Annotated in this window: 24 protein-coding genes; 21 read left to right on the top strand and 3 right to left on the bottom strand. The window is 71.9% G+C overall.

The window, feature by feature from the left end:
• The gene (locus tag ACQP2H_RS25290; protein ID WP_219464452.1) at window positions 1–1,245 is read left to right on the top strand and encodes an MFS transporter; all 1,245 of its coding nucleotides are present in this window, start codon (window positions 1–3) and stop codon (window positions 1,243–1,245) included.
• Between the two features lie 12 nt (window positions 1,246–1,257).
• Here the strand turns inward: ACQP2H_RS25290 and ACQP2H_RS25285 are convergent, their stop codons facing one another.
• A complete protein-coding gene (locus tag ACQP2H_RS25285) occupies window positions 1,258–1,821 on the bottom strand; it encodes a hypothetical protein (RefSeq protein WP_433229120.1) in 564 nt (187 codons plus the stop codon).
• 108 nt (window positions 1,822–1,929) lie between these two features.
• Here ACQP2H_RS25285 and thrB point away from each other — a divergent pair, with 108 nt between their 5' ends.
• The 4 genes from thrB (at window position 1,930) to prfA (ending at window position 7,271) form a co-directional block, all read left to right on the top strand.
• On the top strand, window positions 1,930–2,874 hold the full coding sequence (thrB, locus tag ACQP2H_RS25280; protein WP_433229118.1) for a homoserine kinase: 945 nt from the start codon (window positions 1,930–1,932) through the stop codon (window positions 2,872–2,874).
• A gap of 295 nt (window positions 2,875–3,169) precedes the next feature.
• A complete protein-coding gene (gene rho, locus ACQP2H_RS25275) occupies window positions 3,170–5,329 on the top strand; it encodes a transcription termination factor Rho (RefSeq protein WP_433229117.1) in 2,160 nt (719 codons plus the stop codon).
• Window positions 5,330–5,842: 513 nt separating this feature from the next.
• The gene (rpmE, locus tag ACQP2H_RS25270) at window positions 5,843–6,067 is read left to right on the top strand and encodes a 50S ribosomal protein L31 (RefSeq protein WP_088642795.1); all 225 of its coding nucleotides are present in this window, start codon (window positions 5,843–5,845) and stop codon (window positions 6,065–6,067) included.
• Between the two features lie 115 nt (window positions 6,068–6,182).
• Window positions 6,183–7,271 carry a peptide chain release factor 1 gene (gene prfA / locus ACQP2H_RS25265; RefSeq protein WP_433229115.1) on the top strand — a complete coding sequence of 363 codons (1,089 nt, stop codon included), beginning with the start codon at window positions 6,183–6,185 and terminating at the stop codon, window positions 7,269–7,271.
• 90 nt (window positions 7,272–7,361) lie between these two features.
• Here prfA and ACQP2H_RS25260 read toward each other — a convergent pair whose 3' ends face one another.
• Window positions 7,362–8,906, bottom strand: a complete 1,545-nt coding sequence (locus tag ACQP2H_RS25260) for a GGDEF domain-containing protein (protein ID WP_219464448.1) — start codon at window positions 8,904–8,906, stop codon at window positions 7,362–7,364.
• 132 nt (window positions 8,907–9,038) lie between these two features.
• Between ACQP2H_RS25260 and prmC the strand changes: the two genes are divergently transcribed.
• The 4 genes from prmC (at window position 9,039) to ACQP2H_RS25240 (ending at window position 13,552) form a co-directional block, all read left to right on the top strand.
• On the top strand, window positions 9,039–9,929 hold the full coding sequence (prmC, locus tag ACQP2H_RS25255; protein WP_374197521.1) for a peptide chain release factor N(5)-glutamine methyltransferase: 891 nt from the start codon (window positions 9,039–9,041) through the stop codon (window positions 9,927–9,929).
• Window positions 9,929–10,573, top strand: coding sequence for an L-threonylcarbamoyladenylate synthase (locus ACQP2H_RS25250; RefSeq protein WP_363823426.1), 645 nt, complete (start codon window positions 9,929–9,931; stop codon window positions 10,571–10,573). Before prmC ends, ACQP2H_RS25250 begins: the two co-directional genes overlap by 1 nt.
• The gene (locus ACQP2H_RS25245) at window positions 10,574–11,185 is read left to right on the top strand and encodes a phosphotyrosine protein phosphatase (RefSeq protein WP_433229112.1); all 612 of its coding nucleotides are present in this window, start codon (window positions 10,574–10,576) and stop codon (window positions 11,183–11,185) included. It abuts the gene before it with no gap.
• Window positions 11,186–11,431: 246 nt separating this feature from the next.
• A complete protein-coding gene (locus ACQP2H_RS25240; RefSeq protein WP_357534995.1) occupies window positions 11,432–13,552 on the top strand; it encodes a transglycosylase domain-containing protein in 2,121 nt (706 codons plus the stop codon).
• Window positions 13,553–13,558: 6 nt separating this feature from the next.
• Here ACQP2H_RS25240 and ACQP2H_RS25235 read toward each other — a convergent pair whose 3' ends face one another.
• Window positions 13,559–15,019: an SDR family oxidoreductase gene (locus ACQP2H_RS25235; RefSeq protein WP_357534993.1), complete on the bottom strand. Its 1,461-nt coding sequence runs from the start codon at window positions 15,017–15,019 to the stop codon at window positions 13,559–13,561.
• Between the two features lie 135 nt (window positions 15,020–15,154).
• On the opposite strand from ACQP2H_RS25235, the gene ACQP2H_RS25230 reads away from it, so the two are divergent.
• The 12 genes from ACQP2H_RS25230 (at window position 15,155) to ACQP2H_RS25175 (ending at window position 25,025) form a co-directional block, all read left to right on the top strand.
• Complete coding sequence (locus ACQP2H_RS25230) at window positions 15,155–15,580, top strand: hypothetical protein (protein ID WP_208568403.1); 426 nt, start codon at window positions 15,155–15,157, stop codon at window positions 15,578–15,580.
• Between the two features lie 178 nt (window positions 15,581–15,758).
• On the top strand, window positions 15,759–15,995 hold the full coding sequence (locus ACQP2H_RS25225; protein ID WP_208568404.1) for an AtpZ/AtpI family protein: 237 nt from the start codon (window positions 15,759–15,761) through the stop codon (window positions 15,993–15,995).
• Between the two features lie 11 nt (window positions 15,996–16,006).
• The gene (atpB, locus tag ACQP2H_RS25220; RefSeq protein WP_208568405.1) at window positions 16,007–16,804 is read left to right on the top strand and encodes a F0F1 ATP synthase subunit A; all 798 of its coding nucleotides are present in this window, start codon (window positions 16,007–16,009) and stop codon (window positions 16,802–16,804) included.
• A 137-nt stretch (window positions 16,805–16,941) separates the two neighbouring features.
• The gene (locus ACQP2H_RS25215) at window positions 16,942–17,175 is read left to right on the top strand and encodes an ATP synthase subunit C (RefSeq protein ID WP_067312849.1); all 234 of its coding nucleotides are present in this window, start codon (window positions 16,942–16,944) and stop codon (window positions 17,173–17,175) included.
• Window positions 17,176–17,204: 29 nt separating this feature from the next.
• Complete coding sequence (locus ACQP2H_RS25210) at window positions 17,205–17,744, top strand: F0F1 ATP synthase subunit B (RefSeq protein WP_208568406.1); 540 nt, start codon at window positions 17,205–17,207, stop codon at window positions 17,742–17,744.
• Complete coding sequence (locus ACQP2H_RS25205; RefSeq protein WP_208568407.1) at window positions 17,744–18,565, top strand: F0F1 ATP synthase subunit delta; 822 nt, start codon at window positions 17,744–17,746, stop codon at window positions 18,563–18,565. Before ACQP2H_RS25210 ends, ACQP2H_RS25205 begins: the two co-directional genes overlap by 1 nt.
• An 87-nt stretch (window positions 18,566–18,652) precedes the next feature.
• Complete coding sequence (gene atpA / locus ACQP2H_RS25200; RefSeq protein WP_219464442.1) at window positions 18,653–20,296, top strand: F0F1 ATP synthase subunit alpha; 1,644 nt, start codon at window positions 18,653–18,655, stop codon at window positions 20,294–20,296.
• Window positions 20,297–20,305: 9 nt separating this feature from the next.
• Window positions 20,306–21,235 (top strand): F0F1 ATP synthase subunit gamma, encoded by a 930-nt coding sequence (locus tag ACQP2H_RS25195; RefSeq protein ID WP_219464440.1) that lies wholly within the window; start codon window positions 20,306–20,308, stop codon window positions 21,233–21,235.
• Window positions 21,235–22,692, top strand: coding sequence for a F0F1 ATP synthase subunit beta (gene atpD / locus ACQP2H_RS25190; RefSeq protein ID WP_208568410.1), 1,458 nt, complete (start codon window positions 21,235–21,237; stop codon window positions 22,690–22,692). Before ACQP2H_RS25195 ends, atpD begins: the two co-directional genes overlap by 1 nt.
• A 219-nt stretch (window positions 22,693–22,911) precedes the next feature.
• A complete protein-coding gene (locus tag ACQP2H_RS25185; RefSeq protein ID WP_433229107.1) occupies window positions 22,912–24,144 on the top strand; it encodes an LCP family protein in 1,233 nt (410 codons plus the stop codon).
• Window positions 24,145–24,278: 134 nt separating this feature from the next.
• Entirely contained in the window at window positions 24,279–24,557 is a 279-nt protein-coding gene (locus tag ACQP2H_RS25180) for a F0F1 ATP synthase subunit epsilon (RefSeq protein ID WP_219464438.1), read from the top strand.
• A 12-nt stretch (window positions 24,558–24,569) separates the two neighbouring features.
• Window positions 24,570–25,025 (top strand): DUF2550 domain-containing protein, encoded by a 456-nt coding sequence (locus tag ACQP2H_RS25175; protein WP_208568412.1) that lies wholly within the window; start codon window positions 24,570–24,572, stop codon window positions 25,023–25,025.
• Window positions 25,026–25,111 lie beyond the last annotated feature (86 nt).

Here is a 25,111-nt window from a genome sequence, read left to right as displayed (position 1 = left end):
GTGTCCTCTCCGCTCTCCGTACTCGTCCGCAACCGGGACTTCCGCAACCTCTTCCTGGCCGAGCTGGTGGTCTTCGGCGCCGACTGGTTCGTCATGGTGCCGCTGCTGGTGCTGCTGCCGCAGTTGACCGGCAGCGGCGTGTGGGGCGCCCTGGTGCTGGCCCTGGACACCGGGGTGCTGGCGCTGCTGCTGCCGTACACCGGGACCATCGCCGACCGGTTCGACCGCCGCAAGGTCATGATGGCCGCGAACGGCGTGACCCTGCTCGGCGTGCTGCTGCTGCTCGGGGTGCGTGACGCCGGCACGGCCTGGCTGGCCATGGTGGCGATCGCGGCGGTGGCGGTCGGCAAGGCGTTCTACTCGCCCGCCGCGCAGGCCGCCCTGCCCAACGTCGTCGACCCGGCCGACCTGGCGGCCGGCAACGCCATCGCCGGGTCCGCCTGGGGGACGATGACGGTGGTCGGCGCGTCCCTCGGTGGCGTGTTGAGCGCGGTGGTCGGGCCGTACGCCTGCTTCTGGGTGGGTGCGGTCGGCCTGGTGCTGGCGGCGGGCCTGGCGGCGCTGATCCGCCGGCCGTTGCAGGCGCCCCGGGAGGCCGACCGGTCGACGCCGCGCACCTGGGTGGCGATCCGCGAGGCGCTGGGTCACATCCGGCACCGGCCCCGGGTGCTGGCGCTGGTCACGGTGAAGTCGGCGGTGGGCCTGGGCAACGGTGTGCTGACGGTCTTTCCGCTGCTGGCCGCCGTCTACGGGGTGGGGCCCGTCGGCACCGGGCTGCTCTTCGCCGCGCGCGGGGCGGGGGCGCTGGTCGGGCCGATCCTGATGAGCCGGGTGCTGACCAACCGGGCCTGGTTGTTGCCCGGTCTGGCCCTGTCGATGTCGCTGTACGGGTTGGCCTACCTGGGCGCGGCGGTGGCGAGCTGGTTCCCGTTGGTGCTGCTGCTGGTCTTCGTGGCCCACTTCGGTGGCGGCAGCAACTGGGTGCTGTCGAACTTCGCCCTCCAGGGCGAGGTGCCCGACCGGCTGCGCGGTCGGGTGTTCGCCACCGACATGATGCTGGCGACCCTGGCGATCTCGGTCAGCCAGCTGGTGGTGGCCGGTGTGGTCGACCTGGTGGACGAGCGGGTGGTGCTGGCCGGCTGCGGCCTGGTCACCGTCGTGTACGCGGTGGGCTGGCGGATCGCCACCCGCCGGCTCTCGCTCACCGACCCGGCCGCCGGCCCGGACCCGCTGACCGCCCGCTGACCCTCGGGCGGCTCAGTCGACCCGGTCGCCCTGTGGCGGTGCGGCCGGCGGCCGGTCGCTCCCGCCCCAGGGGGCCGCCTGGTCCGGCACCACGGGGCCGGGGCCCGGTTGGCCGGTGCCCGGGTGGCCGTGGCCTGGGTGGCCGGTGCCCGGGTGGCCGGCGGCGAAGCCGGACGGCTGGCCGGCGGCGGATCCGGCCGGGGGCGTCCAGGCGCCCCACGGTTGGCCGGGGGCGTGGCTCGCGGCGCGGCCGGCGAACACGGCGGCGACGACGAGGCCCAGGCCGATCGGGTAGCCGATCCAGCTGACCGTGCTGGCGGCGAGGTTCATCAGCTCGAACTGCCGCATCCCGCCGGAGCGGACCCGGGCCCGGATCAGCTCGGGCAGGGCCGCCACCCAGGCGGTGTTGAACAGCTCCACCAGCAGCAGGACAGCGGCCCCGGCGATCAGCAACGACCGGGCCCGGCCGGGCAGCCGGCGGCGGGCGGTGGCGGCGAGCACCAGGACGACGAGCAGCGTGAGCAGCACGGGAAGGTGCCCCACCAACTGCGTGATCCGGTAACCGAACATTCCCACGTCGCCTCCTGAGCGGCTGATAGATCGGCGTCAGGCTAACCGAGCCGATCCAGTCCCACCGGCCGGGCGAGCGGGTGCGTCGTCGGCCCCGGGCCCTAGCATGAGCCGGTGCCGACGACTTTCGCCTCCGGGCCGGTGCGGGTGCGGGTGCCCGCGACCAGCGCCAACCTGGGCCCCGGGTTCGACGCCCTCGGGCTCGCCCTCGCCCTGCACGACGACGTGTCCGCCGAGGTGACCTCGACCGACGTCCGGGTGGCGGTGACCGGTGAGGGGGCCGGTGAGCTGCCGCAGGACGACCGGCACCTGGTGGTGGTCGCCATGCGGGCCGCCTTCGACCTGCTCGGTGGGCAGCCGCCCGGGCTGGCGCTGGAGTGCGTCAACCGGATCCCGCAGGCACGGGGCCTGGGGTCTTCCTCGGCGGCGATCGTGGCCGGGGTGCTGCTGGCCCGGGCGCTGGTCACCGACGGCGCGCAGCGGCTCGACGACGACGCCGTGCTGCGGCTGGCCGCCGAGATCGAGGGCCATCCGGACAACGTCGCGCCCTGCCTGCTCGGCGGGTTCACCATCGCCTGGACCGAGCCGGGTGGCGGCCGGGCGGTCTCGCTGCCGGTGGCGGCCGGGGTCCGCCCCACGGTCTTCGTGCCGGCGCAGCGGGGTCTGACGGCCACCGCACGGGCGGCCCTCCCGTCGACCGTCCCGCACGGGGACGCGGCGCTGAACGCGGGCCGGTCGGCGTTGCTGGTGCACGCGGTGACCGCCGAGCCGACGTTGCTGCTGCCGGCCACCGTCGACCGGCTGCACCAGGATTACCGCGCGCCGGGAATGCCGCAGACGGCTGCCCTGGTCAGTGCGTTGCGAGCGGCTGGTGTGGCTGCCGTGGTCAGTGGGGCGGGCCCCACCGTGCTGGCGTTCACCGAGCCGCCTGCGGGGTTCACCGAGGGAACAGAATGGGAAGTCTGGCGGTTGCCGGTAGAGGTGCGCGGAGCGACGGTCGTACGGGGTAGACTGGGACACGCCGAGCGGGGCCCTGTTGCCGCAGGTCGGAAGAGTTGATTACGCTCTAGACTCAGCACAGCCGCGAAGCACGCGATCTCTCTGCGGGTCGGCGCACCCCGAAGCTCTCGGCGGTCAGCCCGCCACCCCTGCCAAAGGCCCACGCCGCACCGCAGTTTCCGCAGGTCGCCGCAGACGGCGAGACCTGCTCACCGACGTTGGTGAGTTGGGAAACCGCCCGGCTGCTGTGCCACAGACTCCCGCGACGCGTCATGCGAGGCGGGTGCACCGAGGCCGCCCGGCCACCTTGCTTGTCGATCCCGGGCAGTCCCGGCCTATCGAGGGAAGGATTCCATTGAGCGACACCACCGACGTGACGTCGGATGTTTCCAACGTCGCTGGCGATGCCACCACCGCCGCCCCCGCCCGCCGTCGGCGTAGCGGCACCGGCCTGTCGGCGATGCTGCTGCCGGAGCTGCAGAGCCTGGCCGCGTCGCTCGGCATCTCCGGGACCGCCCGCATGCGCAAGGGCGAGCTGATCAGCGCGATCTCCGAGCGGCAGCAGGGCGGCGCCGCGACCGGCACCCCTCGACCGCGGGCCGAGGTTGCTGCTGCGGCTGCCCCCGTCCGGGAGGAGGTGCGTGCCGAGGTGACCACCCCGGAGCGGGCCACCGAGCCGGCGTCGGCGACCCCTGCCGCCACCGGTGAGACCGAGGGTCGGACCCGGACCCGGCGCAGCCGGGCCAGCACCGCCGAGGCCCGGCCGGCCGCCGAGCCACGGGCCGCCGAGCCACGGGCCGCCGAGGCCCGACCCGTCGAGACCCGTACCGAGGAGGCACCGGTCGAGACCGGCGAGCGTCCCGAGCGGGCCGAGGGACGCAGCGGTCGGGACCGTGGCGAGCGGACCGGCGTGGACCGGGCCGAGCGGGCCGGTAACGACCGTGGGGAGCGGACCGGCGTGGACCGGGCCGAGCGGGCCGGCAGCGACCGGGTCGAGCGGACGGACAACGACCGCGCCGGCCGTACCGGTAACGACCGGGCCGAGCGGGCCGGCAACGACCGGGTCGAGCGGACGGGCGGCGACCGTGGCGAGCGGGCCGAGCGCGGCGGCAACGAGCGGTCCGACCGGGGTGACCGCAACGACCGGGGTGACCGGGGCGAGCGGTCCGACCGCAACGACCGGGGCGACCGCTCGGGCGAGCGTGGTCAGCGCGACAACCGCGACAACCGCGACGACTCGGATGACGACGAGGGCGGTGGCCGGCGGGGTCGGCGCAGTCGGTTCCGGGACCGCCGGCGTGGCCGGGGCGACCGGGTCGAGGGCGGCAACGACAACGGCGGCGGCAGCCGTGAGCCGCAGGTCGGCGAGGACGAGGTGCTGGTCCCGGTGGCCGGGATCATCGACGTGCTCGACAACTACGCCTTCGTCCGGACCACCGGCTACCTGGCCGGCCCGAACGACGTGTACGTCTCCATGTCGCAGATCAAGAAGTACGGTCTGCGCCGGGGTGACGCGATCACCGGCGCCGTCCGGGCCACCCGGGACAGCAGCGCCAGCGGTGACCAGCGGCGGGACAAGTACAACCCGCTGGTCCGGTTGGACACCATCAACGGCATGGAGCCGGACGAGGCGAAGCGTCGTCCCGAGTTCTACAAGCTGACCCCGCTCTACCCGCAGGAGCGGTTGCGGCTGGAGACCGAGCCGCACATCCTGACCACCCGGGTGATCGACCTGGTCATGCCGTTGGGCAAGGGGCAGCGGGCGCTGATCGTGTCGCCGCCCAAGGCCGGCAAGACGATGGTGCTCCAGGCGATCGCGAACGCGATCACCCACAACAACCCGGAGTGCCACCTGATGGTGGTGCTGGTCGACGAGCGGCCCGAAGAGGTCACCGACATGCAGCGTTCGGTGAAGGGTGAGGTCATCGCGGCCACGTTCGACCGTCCGCCGCAGGACCACACCACGGTGGCGGAGCTGGCGATCGAGCGGGCCAAGCGCCTGGTCGAGCTGGGGCACGACGTGGTCGTGCTGCTCGACTCGGTGACCCGGCTCGGCCGGTCGTACAACCTGGCGGCGCCGGCCTCCGGGCGGATCATGTCCGGTGGTATCGACTCCACCGCGCTCTACCCGCCGAAGCGCTTCCTGGGTGCGGCCCGCAACATCGAGAACGGCGGCTCGCTGACCATTCTCGCCACCGCGCTGGTGGAGACCGGGTCGATGGCGGACACGGTCATCTTCGAGGAGTTCAAGGGCACCGGCAACGCGGAGCTGAAGCTGGACCGGAAGATCGCCGACAAGCGGACCTTCCCGGCGGTGGACGTCAGTTCCTCGGGTACCCGCAAGGAGGAGATCCTGCTCGCGCCGGAGGAGCTGGCCATCATCCACAAGCTCCGCAAGGTCCTGCACTCGCTGGACTCGCAGGCGGCGCTGGACCTGCTGCTCGACCGGCTCAAGCAGTCCCGCACCAACATCGAGTTCCTGATGCAGATCGCCAAGTCGACGCCGGGGGAGTGACCCCTCCCGGGTGAGACCACGACGAAGGGCACGGCCGCTCCGGTCGTGCCCTTCGTCGTACCCCGGAATCCTGTAGGTGGGAATCCCCGTCGGTGGACTTTTCTTTCGGCAGACCTGGCAGCTCTTGAAAGTTGTGTGCGCCGCCGGGTTGACTGGAGGTGCGGTTCCCGGCCGATCCGGCCGGGCCGGCCACCGGAGGGCGGCGCAGACCTGGGGAGGCGTACGCCGCCCGGCGGTCCGGCCGGGCGGGCTCCTGAACCTGGGGGAGGAGCCCGCCCGGCCGGTCGGTGCGCCGGGGCAGGAATGGTGGGCGCGAGCAGCGGGAATGCCGGGTGGTGGGCCGGCGTTACGACTGCCGGACCGATCGTGTGGCCCGCCCGTCGGGTCGGCTCACGCCCATGGCACACTGGTCAATCGGCCACCGGTTCCGGTTCACGCCCGAGTCCGTCGCGCACCAGGCGACGGGGGATCAGCGGCGACCCGGCGACCACCTGACGAAAGGACCGAGGCGACATGAAGCCCAACATCCACCCGGAGTACACGACGACCGAGGTCAAGTGCTCCTGCGGCAACTCCTTCACGACCCGCAGCACCGCCAAGGGCGGTTCGATCTCGGTCGAGACCTGCAGCGCCTGCCACCCGTTCTACACCGGCAAGCAGCGCGTCCTCGACACCGCCGGCCGGGTCGCCAAGTTCCAGCAGAAGTACGCCAAGGTTCAGGCGAAGAAGGCCAAGTAGCTCCACCGACGACGCCCGTGTCCGGCCCCGTGCCGGACGCGGGCGTCGTCCGTTACGTCCTACTTTTCACCTCAGCCTTCCCTCTGCACCGGATCCGTCGAAGGAGCACCCCCACATGAGCAGCGAGCGCCTGGCCGCCCTCCTCGACGAGTACGCCGAGCTGGAGAAGCGGCTGGCCGACCCGGCCATCCACGCCGACCAGAACACCGCCCGTCGGGTCGGTCGTCGTTACGCCGCGCTGGTGCCCTTGCACAAGGCCGCCGACGAGCTGGAGCAGACCCGCGCCGACCTGGTCGCGGCCCGGGAGTTGGCAGCCGAGGACCCGGCGTTCGCCGATGAGGCGGACTCCATCGCGGCGACCCTGCCGGCGCTGGAGGAGCGGCTGGCCGAGCTGCTGATCCCCCGCGACCCGCACGACGCCAAGGACGTGATCATCGAGATCAAGGCCGGCGAGGGCGGCGAGGAGTCCGCGCTGTTCGCCGGGGACCTGCTGCGGATGTACACCCGCTACGCCGAGCGGCACGGGTGGCTGACCGAGGTGATCGACGCGCAGGACTCCGACCTCGGCGGGGTCAAGGACGTCTCGTTGGCGATCAAGACCAAGGGGGTCCCGGACGGCGGCAACGGCGTCTGGTCCCGGCTGAAGTGGGAGGGTGGCGTGCACCGGGTCCAGCGGGTCCCGGTCACCGAGTCGCAGGGCCGCATCCACACCAGCGCGGCCGGCGTCCTGGTGCTGCCCGAGGCCGAGGACGTCGACGTCACCATCGACCCCAACGAGCTGCGCATCGACGTGTTCCGCTCGTCCGGGCCGGGCGGCCAGTCGGTGAACACCACCGACTCGGCGGTACGGATCACCCACCTGCCGACCGGGGTGGTGGTCTCCTGCCAGAACGAGAAGTCCCAACTGCAGAACCGGGAGCAGGCGATGCGCATCCTGCGGGCCCGGTTGCTGGCGGTGGCCCAGGAGCAGGCCGACGCCGCCGCCTCGGACGCCCGCCGGGCGCAGGTGCGCACCGTGGACCGCTCGGAGCGGATCCGCACCTACAACTTCCCGCAGAACCGGATCACCGACCACCGGATCGGCTACACGGCGTACAACCTCGACCTGGCGCTCGCCGGGGAACTGGACGGGGTCCTCGACGCCCTCACCGAGGCCGACCGGGCCGCCCGGCTGGCCGGCGACACCGAGCTGACCCGCCGCTGACCGCGCCCCGCCACCGGCGCCCCACCAGCGGCGGCCCGCCACCGGCTGCGTCGCCGCCGGGCCGGGTCACCCGGGCCGTCCCCGGCGCGGTCAGGAGGCGCGGGTGCGGTTCTTGGCCCGCAGCATCTCCCGGTCGGCGATCTCGAACGCGGCGCCGAGGGCGTCGCGTAGCGCGGTCCCGGTGCCGCTGACCTCGGCGAAGCCGATGCTCAACCCGACCGGAGTGCCGGGCACCAGCGACTCCCAGTCCTCGGTACGCACGGCCGCGTCGATCCGGCGGGTCACCTCGGCGGCCTCGGCCATGCCGGCCCCGGAGAGCACCACCACGAACTCGTCGCCGCCGTAGCGGGCCACGAAGTCGCCCCGCCGCATCACCCGGTTGATCACCCCGGCGATGCGTTGCAGCACCAGGTCGCCGGAGTGGTGGCCGTGGGTGGTGTTGACCGCCTTGAAGCCGTCCAGGTCGCAGACGCCGATCACCACCCGCTCGCCCCGGGACACCACCGAGGCGATGTGCCGCTCCAACTGACGCCGGTTGGGCAGCCCGGTGAGCGGGTCGGTCAGCGCCTCACCCTCGTAGCGGGCCGCCTCCCGGCGCATCTCCTCGTGGTCGATGCGCAACGCGATGCCGTCGATGTAGACGTCCCGCAGCCGGTCGTTGCGCTGCCCGGCCAGCCGGAACGCCATCCGGTCGGCGCGGTGCGCGGCGGCGTGGTCGCCGGCCCGGGAGAAGGCGATGCTGCGCAGCCGGGACGGCTCCGCCGCGCCGAGCGTCTCGGCCGACACCCGGGCCGAGTCCAGCCGGGTGATCGCCTCGATCGGGCGTCCGTCGGCGACCGCCAGGCAGACGTGGCCGAGCTGCCGCATGTCCCGGGCCCGGGCGCTGTCCCCGCTGTGGTCGAGCAGCCGGGCCGGCTCCGGGCCGACCGGGCCCGGGTCGCCGAGCGCCGTCCGGCGGGCCGCCGCGTAGCCGTAGGCGGCGAGGCTGCTCGGCCGCAGCCGCTCGGCCCGGCCGTCGGCGACGAAACGGGCCAGGTCGGCGGCGATGTCGCGGAGCACCCGCAGGCAGCCGTCGCTGTCGCCGTTGTGGTCCAGGGCGACGGCGTTGCGCAGCCGGATGCCCGGGGCGGCGAAGGTCTCCTCGGGGATGCCGGCGGCGGCGCCGTGCTGGCGGGCCCGCTCGATCGCGCCCAGCGCATGGCCGTGGAAGCTGAGGTAGGAGTAGGCCATCGCCAGGTCGTGCCAGCCCCAGGCGGTGTCCCGGTCCCGGTCCTCCGCCGCCTTGAGCGCCCGCGAGGCCCGGACCAGGTGCATGACGCAGCGGTCCAGCGCGCCCTGGTGGTGCGCGGCCAGCGCGGCCAGCGCGTTGAGGTGCCCGTGCAGGTAGGGCTCGGGGAGGTCCCGCACGGCCCCGGACGCCTCCTCGATGGCCCGGGTGAACTCGGCCGTCCGACCGAGGTTGATCAGCGCGCAGAGCCGCTGCACCAGCGCGTCGGCCTTCGTGTACGGGTCGGCGGTGGTGCGCAGCACCCGGTCGAGGACCCCGACCGCCTCGGCCGAGCGGCTGGCCTCCTGGAGGTCGCGGGCATGCGTCAGGGCGTCAACCTGGTCATCGACCCGGTCGAGCCACCCCACCTGGCGAACCTCCCGTCGGTGTGCGCCCGGACGCACCCACTCGTGGCGCGGTCGGCGACGCCTCATGATTATGGCGTGACCTCACTCCCGCGCCACCCGTCCGAAGGGACAGAACGCGAGCGGACTTCGCCCGTGGTGGCCCGAGCCGCCCGTACCCTCGCCGCCGCCGGGGTGGCGTCGGCCCGCGCCGAGGCGGAGCAGCTCGCCGCGTACGTGCTGGAGGTGCCCCGGGGGCGGCTCGTGCTGTCCGACGGCTTCACCCACGCCCAGCGGACCCGCTACGAGGCGCTGGTGGCCCGGCGGGCCGATCGTGAGCCGTTGCAGCACCTGACCGGCCGGGCCGGTTTCCGGCACCTGGAGCTGGCGGTCGGGCCGGGGGTCTTCGTGCCCCGCCCGGAGACGGAGCTGCTGGCCGGCTGGGGGATCGAGCGGGCGCTGACCCGGGACGCCCCGGTGGTGGTCGACCTGTGCAGCGGTTCGGGGGCGATCGCGCTGGCGGTGGCCCAGGAGGTGCCGGCGGCCCGGGTGGTGGCGGTGGAGCGGTCCCCGGCCGCGCTGCCCTGGCTGCGCCGCAACGCCGCCGAGCGGGCCGCCGCCGGGGACCGGCCGGTCGAGGTGGTGGTGGCCGACGTCACCGGTGCGGGGCTGCTCGCCGACCTGGTCGGTGCGGTGGACGTGCTGCTGTGCAACCCGCCGTACGTGCCGCGTGCGGTGGCGGTCCCGCCGGAGGTGGCCGGGTACGACCCGGACGAGGCGGTGTTCGGCGGGGCCGACGGGTTGACGGTGTTGCGGCCGGTGCTGCGCCGGGCGGCCGAGCTGCTACGACCCGGCGGCGAGCTGGGCGTCGAGCACGACGACACGCACGGCGCGGCGGTGCCGGCGCTGCTCACCGCCGACGGCCGGTACGCGGCGGTGCGGGCCCACCGGGACCTGGCCGGGCGGGCCCGGTTCGCCACCGCGTCCCGCCGGTCGGACGGCCCGCACGCCGTCCGGGCGTCGGCGTGGCAGACTGGCTCCTCGTGATGCTCTACGACTGTCGGTCGCCCGCCGACCGGGACCGCGGTGTCGCCGCGGCGATCGAGGCGGTCAAGAACGGCGAGCTGGTCGTTCTGCCCACCGACACGGTCTACGGGATCGGCGCGGACGCGTTCACCCCGTACGCGGTGAAGGCCCTCTCCGATGCCCGGGGCGGCAGCCAGCAGGCGCCGCCGGTGTTGATCGGTTCCCGGCACACCCTCGACGGCCTGGTCTTCTCGCTGCCCAAGGCGGCCCGTGACCTGGTCGAGGCGTTCTGGCCGGGGGCGTTGACCATCGTGGTGGAGCACTCGCCGAGCCTCGCCTGGGACCTGGGCGACGCCAGCGGGACGGTCGCGGTGCGGATGCCGTTGCACCCGGTGGCGCTGGAGGTGCTGCGGGAGACCGGCCCGATGGCGGTGGCCTCGGCCAACAAGGTGGGCCAGCCGGCGGCACTGACCGCCGAGCAGGCCCGCGACCAGCTCAGCTACTCGGTGCGGGTCTATCTGGAGGCCGGGGAGTGCCCCGATCCGGTGCCGAGCACCATCGTCGACCTGACCGCCGAGGTGCCCCGGCTGCTCCGGGTCGGCGCGATCAACCTGGACCAGCTCCGTGACGTGGCGCCGGACATCCTCGACGAGCGGGGAGCCTGAGTGCCGCCGTTCACCGTCCTGCACGTCTGCATGGGCAACATCTGCCGGTCCCCGATGGCCGAGCGGTTGCTGGTGCTCGCCGTCCGCGAGCGGTCCGGCCGGCTCGGCGTCGACCCGGCCGGCTCGGACGCGTTGCTGCACAGCCACAGCGCCGGCACCGGCGGCTGGCACGCGGGGGAGGAGATGAACCCGCCCGCCGCCCGGCAGGTGCTGGGCCGGGGTGGTGACGTGGACGGGTTCGCCGCCCGCAAGCTGCGTTCCGACCTGATCGACGCCGCCGACCTCGTCCTCACCGCCACCGCCGACCAGCAGGAGTACGTGGTGGCGTTGCGCCCGGACGCGGCCGGTCGCACCTTCGTGCTGGGGGAGTTCGGCCGGCTGCTCGCCACGGTGGACGTGGCCGCTCTGCCATCGGCCCAGGCCACCCCGGACGCCGTGTACGCCCGGGGGGTGGCCCTGGTGGCGGCGGTCGACGCGGCCCGGCAGGGGACGGCCTCGTTGCACTCCGACGACCTGGACGATCCGTGGGGCCGGGGTGACCAGTGCTTCAGCCGGGTGGCCGACGAGATCGAGGAGACGGTGCACCCGCTCGCCTCGGCGCTGCTGCCCTGATCTTCTCGCTGCGCTGGCTTCCGGTCTTCTCGCTGCGCTGGCTTCAAGGCGGGGCGCCGGGCTCCCGGCCGCGCCGGTTGCGGCGGGTGGCGGTTCCGGTCTCCTGCGGGTGATGGGTGCGGCGTGTCCCGCAGTGCGCGCCGTGTCCTTCTCGCGATCTTCCTCCGGTTTCGGGGAAAGATGAGAGTTCGGGTGGTTTTGCGGGTCATGCTGAACGGGTCCTGACGACTCCTGCGGGGAGCACTGATGATCCGGGCCCACCTCGACAAGGTGTTCACCGTGCTGATCGCCGGCGTGCTCGCCGGTCTGGTGCTGGCGGCGGCCGCCCTGCCGCTCGCCCTGGTGTTCGGCATCGGCTTCGGCGGGCTGGCATCCTCCTACGCCGAACTGCCCAACACGCTGCGCACCCCACCCACCGCCCAACGCTCCACCCTCTACGCCGCCGACGGCGTCACCCTGATCACCTCGTTCTACACCGAGGACCGGGTGGACGTGCCGCTGGCCAAGGTCGCCCCGGTGATGCGGCAGGCGATCGTGGCCGCCGAGGACGCCCGGTTCTACCAGCACCGGGGTGTCGACGTGCGGGGCGTGGTCCGGGCCTTCACCGCCAACCAGCGCGACGGCCGGGCCCGGCAGGGTGCCTCCACGCTGACCATGCAGTACGTCCGTAACGTGCTCAGCAGCGATCCCCGGCTGACCAAGGAGCAGCGGAAGAAGGCCACCGAGATCAGCACCGCCCGCAAGCTCCAGGAGATGCGGTACGCCCTGGCGCTGGAGCGCGAACTGACCAAGGACGAGATCCTCACCCGCTACCTCAACATCGCGTACTTCGGTGCCGGGGCGTACGGCATCGCCGCGGCGGCCAAGCGGTACTTCTCCACCACCCCGGCCAGGCTGACCCTGGCCCAGGCGACGCTGCTGGCCGGGCTGGTCCGCTCCCCGGACACCGACGATCCGATCAACGGCGACGCCGACGCGGCGTTGACCCGCCGGTCGTACGTGCTGGACCGGATGGTGGCGTTGGCCCAGGTGCCGGCGGAGGACGCGGCGGTGGCCCGGGACGCGCCGCTGACGTTGCGCCCCAGCCGGACGCCGAACGACTGCACCGCCGTGCCCGAGCAGCGCAACGACTGGGGTTTCTTCTGCGACTGGTTCACCCAGTGGTGGAGCGACCAGCCCGCCTTCGGTGCCACCGCCGCCGAGCGGCAGGACAACCTGCGCCGGGGCGGCTTCCGGATCGTCTCCTCGCTCGACCCGGCCGTGCAGCGTTCCGCCGTCCGCCAGGCGACCGACATCTACGACGTCGACGATCCCCGGGCGGCGCCGGTGGCGGTGGTCCAGCCCGGCACCGGGCGGGTGCTCGCCCTGGCGGTGAACCGCCACTACAGCGTCACCCCCAACCCGGCCGGGCAGCGGAACTATCCGAACACGGTCAACCAGCTGATCGCCGGTGGCGGCGGCATCGAGGGCTACCAGGCCGGCTCGACGTTCAAGCTGTTCACCCTGCTGGCCGCCCTGGAGTCCGGGCGGCCCCTGGAGACGGGTTTCATCGCGCCCAGCCGGATCGTGACCCGCTTCCCGACCGACGACGCCCGGGCCAGTTGCGGCGGCCGGTGGTGCCCGGCCAACGCCACCCCCGAGTGGATGGACGGCTACCGCACCATGTGGACCGCCTTCGGCCGTTCGGTGAACACCTACTTCGCCTGGCTCACCGAGCAGGTCGGCGCGGAGCGGGTGGTGGAGATGGCCGAGCGGCTGGGCATCCGGTTCCGCGCCGCCGACGACGCCGAACTGGCCCGGTCCGGGGCCCGCGACTGGGGGGCGTTCACCCTGGGGGTCTCCTCCACCACCCCGCTCGACCTGGCCAACGCGTACGCCACGGTGGCCGCCGAGGGGACCTGGTGTGCGCCGCTGCCGGTCGTGTCGATCAGGGACAACGCCGGGAAGGAGGTGGCCGCCGGTCGGCCCGACTGCCGGCAGGTGGTCGACACCGAGGTGGCCCGGGCCGCCGCCGACGCGGCCCGCTGCCCGGTCGGCGACCAGTCGATGTACCGCCGCTGCGACGGTGGCACGGCGGAGAAGCTCCGGACGGGGCTGGGTCGCCCGGTGGCCGGCAAGACCGGCAGTTCGGAGCGGAACGAGACCGAGTCGGTGGTGGCTTTCACCCCGCAGCTCGCGGTGGCCCAGATCGCCGCCAACCCGGACGACCCACGCGACGCCGTCGGTGCCGCCGTCCAGTCCCGGATGGTCGACGCGGTGGGCCGCATCCTGTTCGCCGCCCTGGCCGATGCCCCGGTCCGGGACTTCGTCCCACCCGGCGAGTCGATCACCTACCGCCCCGCCCCGGCCCCCCGTACGGGCAACTGAGCGGGGTCAGCGGGTGGGGGCGTGGTTGGCGATGTTGCGGGCCATGCCGCCGAAGATGACGGCGTGGAAGGGTGCCACCGAGTGCCAGTAGAGGTGACCGGGCAGGCCGCGGGGGAGGAAGACGGCGCGTTGGACGTAGCGGCTGCGGCCCGCGCCGGCCGGCTCGGCGCGCAGCTCCAGCCAGGCCCGACCGGGTAGCCGCATCTCGGCGCGCAGCCGCAGCAGCTCGCCGGGGACGATCTCCTCCACCCGCCAGAAGTCCAGCGCCTCACCGACCTGGAGGTGGTGCGGGTCGCGTCGGCCCCGACGCAGTCCGACCCCGCCGACCAGTCGGTCCAGCCAGCCGCGTACCGACCAGGCGAGCGGGAACGAGTACCACCCGTGTTCGCCGCCGACGCCCTCGATGACCCGCCAGAGCGCGCCCGGTGGGGCGTCGACCGCACGTTCCCGTACGTCGGTGTAGACCGTGCCGCCGGACCAGTCCGGATCCGACGGCAGCGGCTCGGCCGGCGCGTCCGGGCCGCTCGCGTTGGACCAGCGGGTCTCCACCTGGGCGTCGCGCACCTTGGTCAGGGCCAGCGCGACGGCGTCGTCGAAGCCGGTCAGCCCGCCCGGCGGGTCGGGCAACCAGCGGGCGATGTCGTGTTCGTGCGTCACCGCCTCGTGGATCAGGCTCTCGACCAGGGGCCGGGCGATGGCGTTCGGCACCGGGGTGATCAGCCCCACCCAGTGCGAGGAGAGCGACGGGGTGAGCGGACGGACCGGCACGATGATCCGGCGGCGTAGGCCGGCGACCTGCGCGTAGCGCTGCATCATCTCCCGGAAGGTGAGCACGTCCGGCCCACCGATGTCGAAGGCCCGGTCCACCTCGGGTGGCAGGGTGGCACAGCCGACCAGGTAGCGCAGCACGTCCCGGACGGCGATCGGCTGGATGCGGTTGCGGACCCACCGGGGGGTGATCATGGCCGGCAGCCGTTCGGTGAGGTAGCGCAGCATCTCGAACGAGGCCGACCCGGACCCGATGATCACGGCGGCCCGCAGCACCACCGTGGGTACGTCGCCGGCCAGCAGGATCCGGGCCACCTCGGCCCGGGACCGCAGGTGCGGCGACGACACGCTGTCGCCGCCCGCCGGCTCCGGCCCACCGAGGTAGACGATGCGGCGTACGCCGGCTGCCGCGGCGGCTGCGGCGAAGTTGGTGGCGGCCTCCCGGTCGGCGGCCTCGAAGTCGCCCTGCCCGAGCGAGTGCACCAGGTAGTACGCGACGTCGACGTCGGCGAACGCGGCTGCCAGCGTCTCGGGTTTGCGCAGGTCCCCCTCGGTGACCTCGGCGCGGGCCGCCCAGGGCACGTCGCGCAGCCGACCGGCCTTGCGGGCCAGGCAGCGCACCTGGTGCCCCTCGGCGATCAGGCGGGGCGCGAGCCGTCCGCCGATGTATCCGGTCGCGCCGGTGACGAGGCATCTCACGGTCACCAGTGTGCGGCTCCGTAGACTCTTTCGCTGTGGAGAACGTGAAGCGCACCTCGTGGGTGCCGGCCTCCGACCGGTTCGACGCCGCCGGTCCGCAGCTGGTCAGGCTGGTCGGCGATCCGGTGGGACCGCGTGGCTGAGCCGGGGGTACGCGCGCCGGAGGTGGCCGACGAACGGGGCTGGCGGTTGCGCCACCTGCCGGTGCTGCTGGCCGCCTCGGCGGTGTTGGGGGCGGTCGCGGCGGTGGTCGGCGGGCTGACCGGCGGCGGGGCCGCGGCGGCGGGCGCGGCGGCCGGGGTGGCGGTGACCGTGCTCAGCTACACCCTGACCACAGTGGTGCTGGCCTGGGCCGACGCGATCAACCCGCAGTTGGTGCTGCCGCTCGGGCTGGGCCTGTACATCGCCAAGTTCACCCTGCTGGGGGTGGTCATGGTGGCGGTGGCGTCGACCGGCTGGGACGGCCTGGTGCCGCTGTGTGTCGGCATCGCCGCCGGCGTGGCGGTCTGGACCGGAGTGCACATCTGGTGGCTGAGCAGCGGGAATTCCCGTCGACCGTGAACCGGGCGTCCCACATGGTGGACGGGTGGGCGACTGTCGGCGTGCGGTCATTCTCTCACTGGCCGAAGGGGAGTAGCGTGCCCCCAGACGATGGAGCCCGCCTGATGCCCACACAACGACGGTTGTGCGGGGGGTGAGGCACAGCCTCGTCTTCCCGACTGATATCGTTCGCCCCGTCATGGCTGGTGACCAAACCCCCCAACCCACCGGCGGTCCGGACGACGTTCCGACCGGCGCCGGTCAGGGCTGGACCGCGCTCTCGTACCTCATCGGGGGCATGCTCGTCTGGGGTTTCATCGGCTGGCTGGTCGACCAGTGGCTCGACTCCGGCGGCATCGCCACCGGGATCGGTGTCGTGCTCGGCATGGCCGGGGGGATCATCCTGGTCGTCCGTCGGCTCGGCACGCCTACTTAGGAAGGGACGCGGTGTTCGGACAGGCGAACGTCCTGGCAGCGGGCCAGGCGGCATTCCCACCCAGCGTGGAGGACTTCTACCTGCCCAGCATCCTGCCCTGGGGTGCGCACGACTCGTACTGGTTCACGAAGATCACGGCGATGGTCTGGGTCGCGGCCGGCATCCTGATCATCTTCTTCCTGGCGACCTACCGGAAGCCACAGCTGGTCCCGACCAAGAAGCAGTGGCTCGCCGAGTCGATCTACGGCTTCGTCCGCAACAACATCGCGGTCGACATGCTCGGGCACCGGGGGGTGCGGTTCGCGCCGTACTTCACCACGCTCTTCTGCTTCGTCCTGCTGACCAACTTCTTCGCGATCGTGCCGCTGTTCCAGATCTCGCCGAACTCGCACATCGCCTTCCCGGCGATCCTCGCGGTGATCAGCTACGTGCTGTTCAACTACATCGGCATCCGGCAGCACGGCTTCGTGAAGTACTTCAAGAACTCTCTGGTTCCGCCGGCCCCCTGGTTCATCCTGCCGCTGCTGATCCCGATCGAGCTCTTCTCGACCTTCATCGTCCGGCCGTTCTCGCTGGCCGTGCGTCTGTTCGCCAACATGTTCGCCGGGCACATGCTGCTGCTGGTCTTCACCCTCGGCGGCTTCGCGATGATCAGCGCCAACGCCTGGCTGGCGCCGGTCTCGGTGCTGTCCTGGGTGATGACCATCGCGCTGACCTTCCTCGAGTTCCTGGTCATCTGCCTGCAGGCATACGTCTTCACCGTCCTCACCGCAAGCTACGTGCAGGGCGCGCTCGCCGACGAGCACTGATCCACCGGGCGGGGGCTCGCGAGCGAGCACTGGTCCACCGGGCGGGGGCTCGCCAGCGTGCGAGCACTGGTCCACCGCATCAACCCGTTGTCGTCCCGCGTGAGAGTCACGCGAGATACCCAGGAGGAACCACACCCATGGACGCTAGCGTTCTCGCCGAGGTCACCGGCAGCACCGCCGCCATCGGCTACGGCCTCGCCGCCATCGGCCCGGGCATCGGCGTCGGCCTGGTCTTCGCCGCCTACATCCAGTCGACCGCCCGCCAGCCGGAGTCGTCCCGGATGACCCTGCCGTACGTCTGGATCGGCTTCGCCGTCATCGAGGCGCTCGCGCTGCTGGGCATCGCCTTCGGCTTCATCTGGGCCGGCTGACCCAGTCCCCGCAGACCAGGAGGTCATCCATGTACTTCCTCGCCGCTGAGGGTGGTGAGTCGACGCACAACCCGATCATCCCGATCTGGCAGGAGATCGTGGTCGGCAGCGTCGCCTTCGCCGTACTCTGCTTCGTCCTGATGAAGTTCGTCTTCCCCCGCATGGAACAGACGTTCCAGGCCCGGGTCGACGCGATCGAGGGCGGCATCAAGCGCGCCGAGGCCGCCCAGGCCGAGGCCAACCAGCTCCTCGAGCAGTACCGCGCGCAGCTCGCCGAGGCGCGTACCGACGCTGCCAAGATCCGGGACGACGCCCGGGCCGACGCGGAGGGCATCCGGCAGGACATCCTCGGCAAGGCGCGGGAGGAATCCGACCGGATCATCGCGGCCGGCAAGGAGCAGCTCGCCGCGGAGCGGGCCACCATCGTGCGCGAGCTGCGTACCGAGGTGGGCACCATCGCGGTCGACCTGGCCAGCAAGATCGTCGGGGAGTCGCTGGCCGACGAGGCCCGCCGCAAGGGCACCGTCGACCGGTTCCTGAGCAACCTCGAGAGCACGGGGGCCCGCTGATGCAGGCCGCCAGCCGGGAGTCGTACGCGATCGCGGCCGAGCGCCTCGACGCGTACGTCCGCGGTGCGGAGCCGTCGGTGGTGGCCTCCACCGCCGACGACATCCTCGCCGTCGCCGCCCTGTTGCGGGGTGAGCCGCGGCTGCGCCGGGCGCTGTCCGACCCGGCCCGCAGCGGCGACGACCGTGCGGCGCTGCTCACCGGCATCCTGGCCGGCAAGATCGGCGCGGACGCGCTCGACCTGCTGTCCGGCCTGGTCGCCGGCCGTTGGTCGGCACCGTCGGAGCTGCTCGACGGCACCGAGCGGCTCGGGGTGGAGGCGCTGCTGGCCAGCGCCGACTCCGCCGGCGACCTCGGTGAGGTCGAGGACGAGCTGTTCCGTTTCGGCCAGGTGGTCACCGGTCAGTCCGCGCTCTCCGCGGCGCTGGCCGACCCGATCGCCCCGGCCGGGCAGCGGGCCGCGCTGGCCCGGGAACTGCTCGCCGGCAAGGCCCGTCCGGTCACCGTCCGCCTCGTCGAGGTGGCTCTCGGCGGGTTCGGGGGACGCTCCTTCACCGGGGCGCTCACCCGGCTGGTCGAGCTGGCCGCCGACCGGCGGGACCGCCAGGTCGCGTACGTGACCGTGGCTGCCCCGTTGAGTGAGGCCGACGAGCGACGGCTCGGTGCCCGCCTCTCCGCGATGTACGGTCGAGAGGTTTCCGTCAAGCAGACGGTCGACCCGGAGGTGCTCGGTGGGGTGAGCGTGCGGGTCGGTTCCGACCTGTACGACGGCACCGTCCTGCGCCGCCTCAACGAGACCCGCAACGCGCTCGTGCAGCGCTGACCAGCGGCCTCGCCGCCCTTTGATCGACGCCATTCGGACCGGTCGGTACTAGGTATCCCGGGCCCCTGAATTTTAAGGAAGCAGAGGATGGCCGAGCTGACCATCTCGACGGAGGAGATCCGCGGCGCCCTGGAGCGCTACGTCTCCTCCTACTCGACCGACGTCTCCCGCGAGGAGGTCGGCACCGTCGCCGACACCGGTGACGGCATCGCCCACGTCGAGGGCCTGCCCTCGACCATGACCAACGAACTCCTGGAGTTCGAGGACGGCACGCTCGGCGTGGCGTTGAACCTCGACGTCCGGGAGATCGGTGTCGTCGTTCTCGGTGACTCCGCCAAGCTGGAGGAGGGGCAGCGCGTCAAGCGCACCGGCCGGGTGCTCTCCGTCCCGGTCGGCGACGCCTTCCTCGGCCGCGTGGTCAACGCGCTCGGCCAGCCGATCGACGGCCTCGGCGACATCGCCGACGAGGGCTTCCGCGAGCTGGAGCTCCAGGCCCCGAACGTGATGTCCCGGCAGTCCGTCGACGAGCCGCTGCAGACCGGCATCAAGGCGATCGACGCGATGACCCCGATCGGTCGGGGCCAGCGGCAGCTGATCATCGGCGACCGGAAGACCGGCAAGACCACCGTCGCGCTGGACACCATCCTCAACCAGCGGGACAACTGGCGCTCCGGCGACCCGAAGAAGCAGGTCCGCTGCATCTACGTCGCCATCGGCCAGAAGGCCTCCACGATCGCCTCGATCAAGGGCATCCTGGAGGACGCGGGCGCGCTGGAATACACCACCATCGTGGCCTCCCCGGCGTCCGACCCGGCCGGCTTCAAGTACCTCGCCCCGTACACCGGCTCGTCCATCGGGCAGCACTGGATGTACGGCGGCAAGCACGTCCTGATCGTCTTCGACGACCTGAGCAAGCAGGCCGAGGCGTACCGGGCCGTGTCGCTGCTGCTGCGTCGCCCGCCGGGCCGTGAGGCGTACCCGGGTGACGTCTTCTACCTGCACTCCCGCCTGCTGGAGCGCTGCGCGAAGCTCTCCGACGCGCTGGGTGGCGGCTCGATGACCGGCCTGCCGATCATCGAGACGAAGGCCAACGACATCTCGGCCTTCATCCCGACCAACGTCATCTCCATCACCGACGGCCAGATCTTCCTGGAGTCCGACCTGTTCAACCAGGGCGTCCGGCCGGCCATCAACGTCGGCACCTCGGTCTCCCGGGTCGGTGGCGCCGCGCAGATGAAGCCGATGAAGAAGGTCTCCGGCTCGCTGCGGCTCAACCTGGCCCAGTTCCGTGAGCTGGAGGCGTTCGCCGCCTTCGCCTCCGACCTGGACAAGGCCTCGCAGGCCCAGCTGAACCGGGGTTCCCGGCTGGTCGAGCTGCTCAAGCAGCCGAACTACTCGCCGTACCCGGTGCAGGAGCAGGTCGTCTCGGTCTGGTCCGGCGTCGAGGGCAAGCTGGACGACGTCCCGGTCGGTGAGGTCCGTCGCTTCGAGTCGGAGTTCCTCCAGTACCTGCGGCACAAGCACGAGGGCGTGCTGGCCTCGATCGCCGGTGGCAAGTGGGGCGACGACATCGCGGCCTCGCTCGACTCGGCCATCGCCGAGTTCAAGCAGGTCTTCCTCGGCAAGGCCGACGAGCACCGGGTCAACGACGCGCCCGCCAAGCCGCTGGAGGGTGAGGCCGACCGCGAGACGGTCACCCGCTACGCCGGCGGCGACGCCGAGAAGCAGTAGGGCTGAGTCATGGCGGCCCAGGTACGCGTTCTTCGTCAACGGATCCGTTCGGCGAAGGGGATGAAGAAGATCACCAAGGCGATGGAGCTCGTGGCGACGAGCCGCATCGCCAAGGCCCAGGCCCGGGTGACGGCGTCTCTGCCGTACGCCCAGGCGATCACCGGCGTGCTCACGGCGTTGGCCTCGAACGCCCGGATCGACCACCCGCTGCTCACCCCGCGCGAGCGGGTGCGGCGGGCGGGCGTCCTGCTGGTCACCTCCGACCGGGGCCTGGCCGGTGGGTACAGCTCCAACGCGATCAGGACCGCCGAGTCGCTGATCGCCCGGCTCACCGCCGACGGCAAGGAGCCGGTGCTCTACGTCATCGGGCGCAAGGGCCTGACGTTCTACCGGTTCCGCAACCGGCAGATCGCGGCGAACTGGACCGGCTTCTCGGAGCAGCCCACCTTCGCCGACGCCCGTGAGGTCGGCGAGACGCTGATCGCGGCGTTCACCGCCGGTGCCGACGACACCGACGGTGACGCCGGGCCGGACGGCGTGCTCGGCATCGACGAGTTGCACATCGTCTACACCGAGTTCCACAGCCTGATGACGCAGAACCCGGTCACCAAGATCATCGGTCCGATGCAGGTCGAGGACCGGCCGCGCTCCGAGGGGCTGCTGCCGGCGTACGAGTTCGAGCCGGAGGCGGAGTCGCTGCTCGACGCGCTGTTGCCGAGGTACATCAACACGCGGATCTACGCGGCGTTGCTGGAGTCGGCGGCGAGCGAGTCGGCGGCCCGGCGGCGGGCGATGAAGAGCGCCACCGACAACGCCGAAGAGATGATCGAGAAGTACACGCGTGAGATGAACTCGGCCCGCCAGGCCGGGATCACCCAGGAGATCAGTGAGATCGTCGGCGGCGCGAACGCGCTGGCCGCGTCGGGAAGTGAAGTGTGATGACTGTATCCGCAGTTGCCGGGGGACCGGCAGAGACCAGGACGGCCACCGGTCGCGTGGTTCGGGTCATCGGCCCGGTCGTCGACGCCGAGTTCCCGCGCGACGGCATGCCGGCCCTGTTCAACGCCCTGCACGTCGAGGTGAACCTCTCCGGTGGTGAGAAGACGCTGACCCTGGAGGTCGCCCAGCACCTGGGCGACAACCTGATCCGCGCCATCTCCATGCAGCCGACCGACGGTCTGGTCCGGGGCGCCGAGGTGGTCGACACCGGCTCCCCGATCACCGTCCCGGTGGGCGACGCCGTCAAGGGCCACGTCTTCAACGCCATCGGCGAGTGCCTCAACCTCACCGAGGGCGAGACGCTCGACGCGGACGACCGGTGGGGCATCCACCGCAAGGCCCCGGCCTTCGCGGACCTGGAGCCGAAGACCGAGATGCTGGAGACCGGCATCAAGGTCATCGACCTGCTCGCCCCGTACGTCAAGGGCGGCAAGATCGGCCTGTTCGGCGGCGCGGGCGTGGGCAAGACGGTGCTGATCCAGGAGATGATCACCCGGGTGGCCCGGAACTTCGGTGGCACCTCGGTCTTCGCCGGCGTGGGTGAGCGCACCCGTGAGGGCAACGACCTCATCGCCGAGATGACCGAGTCCGGCGTCATCGACAAGACCGCGCTGGTCTACGGCCAGATGGACGAGCCGCCGGGCACCCGGCTGCGGGTGGCGCTGTCGGCGCTGACCATGGCCGAGTACTTCCGGGACGTCAAGAAGCAGGAGGTGCTGCTCTTCATCGACAACATCTTCCGCTTCACCCAGGCCGGTTCCGAGGTCTCCACCCTGCTCGGCCGGATGCCGAGCGCGGTGGGTTACCAGCCGACCCTGGCCGACGAGATGGGCGAGCTCCAGGAGCGGATCACCTCCGTCCGGGGCCAGGCCATCACCTCGCTCCAGGCGATCTACGTGCCCGCCGACGACTACACCGACCCGGCGCCGGCCACCACGTTCGCCCACCTGGACGCGACCACCAACCTGGAGCGGTCGATCTCCGACAAGGGCATCTACCCGGCCGTGGACCCGCTGGCGTCCTCGTCCCGGATCCTCGCCCCGGAGTTCGTCGGCGAGGAGCACTTCACGGTGGCCACCGAGGTCAAGCGCATCCTCCAGCGCTACAAGGACCTCCAGGACATCATCGCGATCCTCGGTATCGAGGAGCTGTCCGAGGAGGACAAGCTCACCGTCGGCCGGGCCCGCCGGATCGAGCGTTTCCTCTCGCAGAACACCTACGCCGCCGAGCAGTTCACCGGTGTGCCGGGCTCGACGGTCGCGATCGCCGAGACCATCGAGGCGTTCAAGAAGATCAGCGAGGGTGAGTACGACCACTTCCCCGAGCAGGCCTTCTTCATGTGCGGTGGTCTGGAGGACCTGGAGCGCAAGGCGAAGGAGCTGATGTCGGAGGGCTGAGCCCCTCGACAGTCGTCCCACGAAGGCCACCCCGGCGCGAGCCGGGGTGGCCTTCGGCCGTTGTCGTGCCTGCTGGGGGCCGGTGTCCGGTTGCCGGGCGCAGGACTGGTCGGGAGGCGGGGTACCGTTTCGAGAACGACTCTCGGGTTCGGGTGTCGACGCGGTGCAACTTTTCGACCGGGTACGCCCGTCTCCTCTTCGTGGGCGTGACGAATCCTCGTGACGAGTCCCCGTGCGCGACGAATGGAGCTGCTGGTGGGCAAGGCCGGCAAGGGCGACAGGGACGGTAAGGGCGGCGGGATCGGCAAGGCCGGCGCGGTCGGTGAGACCGGCAAGGGCGGCAGGCGGTCGATCTGGTCCGGGGTGCCCCGCTGGGCGCGCGCGTGCACCATCTTCGGGGTCGTGCTGCTGATGCTCAGCGGCGCGGTCCTGGTGGGCTACGAGACGCTGCTGTCGCGTTACGAGGGTTCGGTGGGCAAGGCCGACCTCTTCGGTGACAAGGCGGCCGGGGCGCAGGAGCGCAAGAGCAACGTCAAGGGCCCGTTGAACATCCTGCTGGTGGGGATCGACCCCCGGGACGCGAAGACCCCGCCGCTGGCCGACTCGATCATGGTGCTGCACGTGCCGGAGTCGCTGGAGCAGGCGTACATCTTCTCCATTCCGCGCGACCTCTACGTCGACATCCCCAAGTTCGACAAGGCCGGCTACCGGGGTGGCTCCGGTAAGATCAACGCGGCGATGTCGTTCGGCAGCATCGTGGAGGGCAAGAACCCCAGCGCCCCGCAGGGCTTCGAACTGCTCGCCAAGACCGTGCAGAAGGCGACCGGGATCGAGCGGTTCGACGCCGGGGCGATCATCAACTTCACCGGCTTCCAGAAGATCGTCGACGCGATGGGCGGTGTCGACATGTACATCGAGCGTCAGGTCAAGTCCGAGCACCGGGAGCCGAACGGCAAGCACCGCAAGGGCAACCCGTACGGCGAGGGCTACATCGGGCCGCAGGCGGTCTACAAGAAGGGCAACCAGCACCTCAACGGCTGGCAGGCGCTGGACTACGTCCGGCAGCGTTACCCCCGCAACGGCGTTCCCGACGCCGACTACGGCCGGCAGCGCCACCAGCAGCAGTTCATCAAGGCGATGGTCAGCCAGGCGTTCAGCGCCGACGTGGTGACCAACCCGATCAAGCTGGACCGGGTGATCCGGGCTGCCGGTCAGTCGCTGACCTTCAACGGCCGGGGCAGCAGCGTGGTCGACTTCGCCATCGCGCTCAAGGGCATCCGCTCGGAGAACGTCGAGTTGATCAAGCTGCCGGGGGAGGGGATCGGCACCGGCAACGGCTACCGGGGCGAGCGGCTGCTGCCCGTCGCCGACGACTTCTTCACCGCCCTCGGCAACGAGAAGTTGGACGCCTTCCTGCTGGAGCACCCGGAGTTCCGTAACAAGACCAAGTGATCCGCCAGATGCCGACGCCACCGCCCGGCCAGCCGACACGCCGGGTGGTGGCGTACGTCTCGGCACCCGCGTTGGGTAGGTCACCAGGCTCCGACTAGACTTTCGACAATCCGCCGCCGCAGCAAGGAGACAGCGTGGCACAGCAGCTTCACGTCGACCTCGTAGCCGTCGAGGAGAAGGTCTGGTCCGGCGAGGCCGAGATGGTCGTCGCCCGCACGACCGAGGGCGAGCTGGGTGTGCTGCCGGGGCACGCGCCGCTGCTCGGCCAGCTCGCCGAGCCCAGCCAGATCCGGATCAAGCAGGCCGGCGGCCAGCAGGTCGCCTACGACATCACCGGCGGATTCCTGTCGGTCGGCGCCCAGAGCGTGACAGTGCTCGCCGAGAGCGCCACCCCGGCCACTCCGGCCCGCTGAGCCCACCCGCCGATGGAGATCGTCGAAGGGATCGCAATCGGCATCGCGGTGATCCTGGTCGCGGTCCTGATCCTCTTCGTCCGGCGGGCACTGGTCACCCGTAGCGGCGGCATCATCCGGTTGAGCGTCCGGGTCACCACCGTGTTGGACGGTCGGGGCTGGTCCCCGGGCTTCGCCCGCTTCGTCGGCGACCAACTGCGGTGGTACCGGATGTTCAGCTTCGCCCTCCGGCCCAAGCGGGTGCTCTCCCGCAAGGAACTGGTGGTGGAACGACGGCGTCTCCCCGAGGGGCAGGAACGGCTCTCCATGCCGTCCGACTGGGTGATCCTCCGCTGTACCAGTCAACACGCGCCGGTCGAGATCGCCATGGCCCGCTCCACGGTGACCGGATTCTCCTCCTGGCTCGAGGCCGCCCCGCCCGGGGCGGCCTCGCCACGTATGGCGTCCCAGGACTGGCCCGCCGCCTGACCCCCCGGGCCGGCCCGGCCATCGGGATCGCGCCCGGCCAGGTGCGCCGGGACCGAGGGGCTGCGCACCGCCGGGACCGTCGATGC

The organism is Micromonospora sp. CA-248260, assembly GCF_050942205.1.
Classification (GTDB): Bacteria; Actinomycetota; Actinomycetes; order Mycobacteriales; family Micromonosporaceae; genus Micromonospora; species Micromonospora antibiotica.
Note: the sequence above shows the minus strand (reverse complement) of the source record. Positions and strands in the feature narration are given on the sequence as shown.

Coding starts and splice junctions, on each gene's coding strand:
- rpmE (WP_088642795.1), top strand. CDS start 5,843: ATGAAGCCCAACATCCACCCGGAGTACACGACGACCGAGGTCAAGTGC.
- prfA (WP_433229115.1), top strand. CDS start 6,183: ATGAGCAGCGAGCGCCTGGCCGCCCTCCTCGACGAGTACGCCGAGCTG.
- ACQP2H_RS25250 (WP_363823426.1), top strand. CDS start 9,929: ATGCTCTACGACTGTCGGTCGCCCGCCGACCGGGACCGCGGTGTCGCC.
- ACQP2H_RS25240 (WP_357534995.1), top strand. CDS start 11,432: ATGATCCGGGCCCACCTCGACAAGGTGTTCACCGTGCTGATCGCCGGC.
- ACQP2H_RS25225 (WP_208568404.1), top strand. CDS start 15,759: ATGGCTGGTGACCAAACCCCCCAACCCACCGGCGGTCCGGACGACGTT.
- ACQP2H_RS25215 (WP_067312849.1), top strand. CDS start 16,942: ATGGACGCTAGCGTTCTCGCCGAGGTCACCGGCAGCACCGCCGCCATC.
- ACQP2H_RS25210 (WP_208568406.1), top strand. CDS start 17,205: ATGTACTTCCTCGCCGCTGAGGGTGGTGAGTCGACGCACAACCCGATC.
- ACQP2H_RS25205 (WP_208568407.1), top strand. CDS start 17,744: ATGCAGGCCGCCAGCCGGGAGTCGTACGCGATCGCGGCCGAGCGCCTC.
- atpA (WP_219464442.1), top strand. CDS start 18,653: ATGGCCGAGCTGACCATCTCGACGGAGGAGATCCGCGGCGCCCTGGAG.
- ACQP2H_RS25195 (WP_219464440.1), top strand. CDS start 20,306: ATGGCGGCCCAGGTACGCGTTCTTCGTCAACGGATCCGTTCGGCGAAG.
- atpD (WP_208568410.1), top strand. CDS start 21,235: ATGACTGTATCCGCAGTTGCCGGGGGACCGGCAGAGACCAGGACGGCC.
- ACQP2H_RS25175 (WP_208568412.1), top strand. CDS start 24,570: ATGGAGATCGTCGAAGGGATCGCAATCGGCATCGCGGTGATCCTGGTC.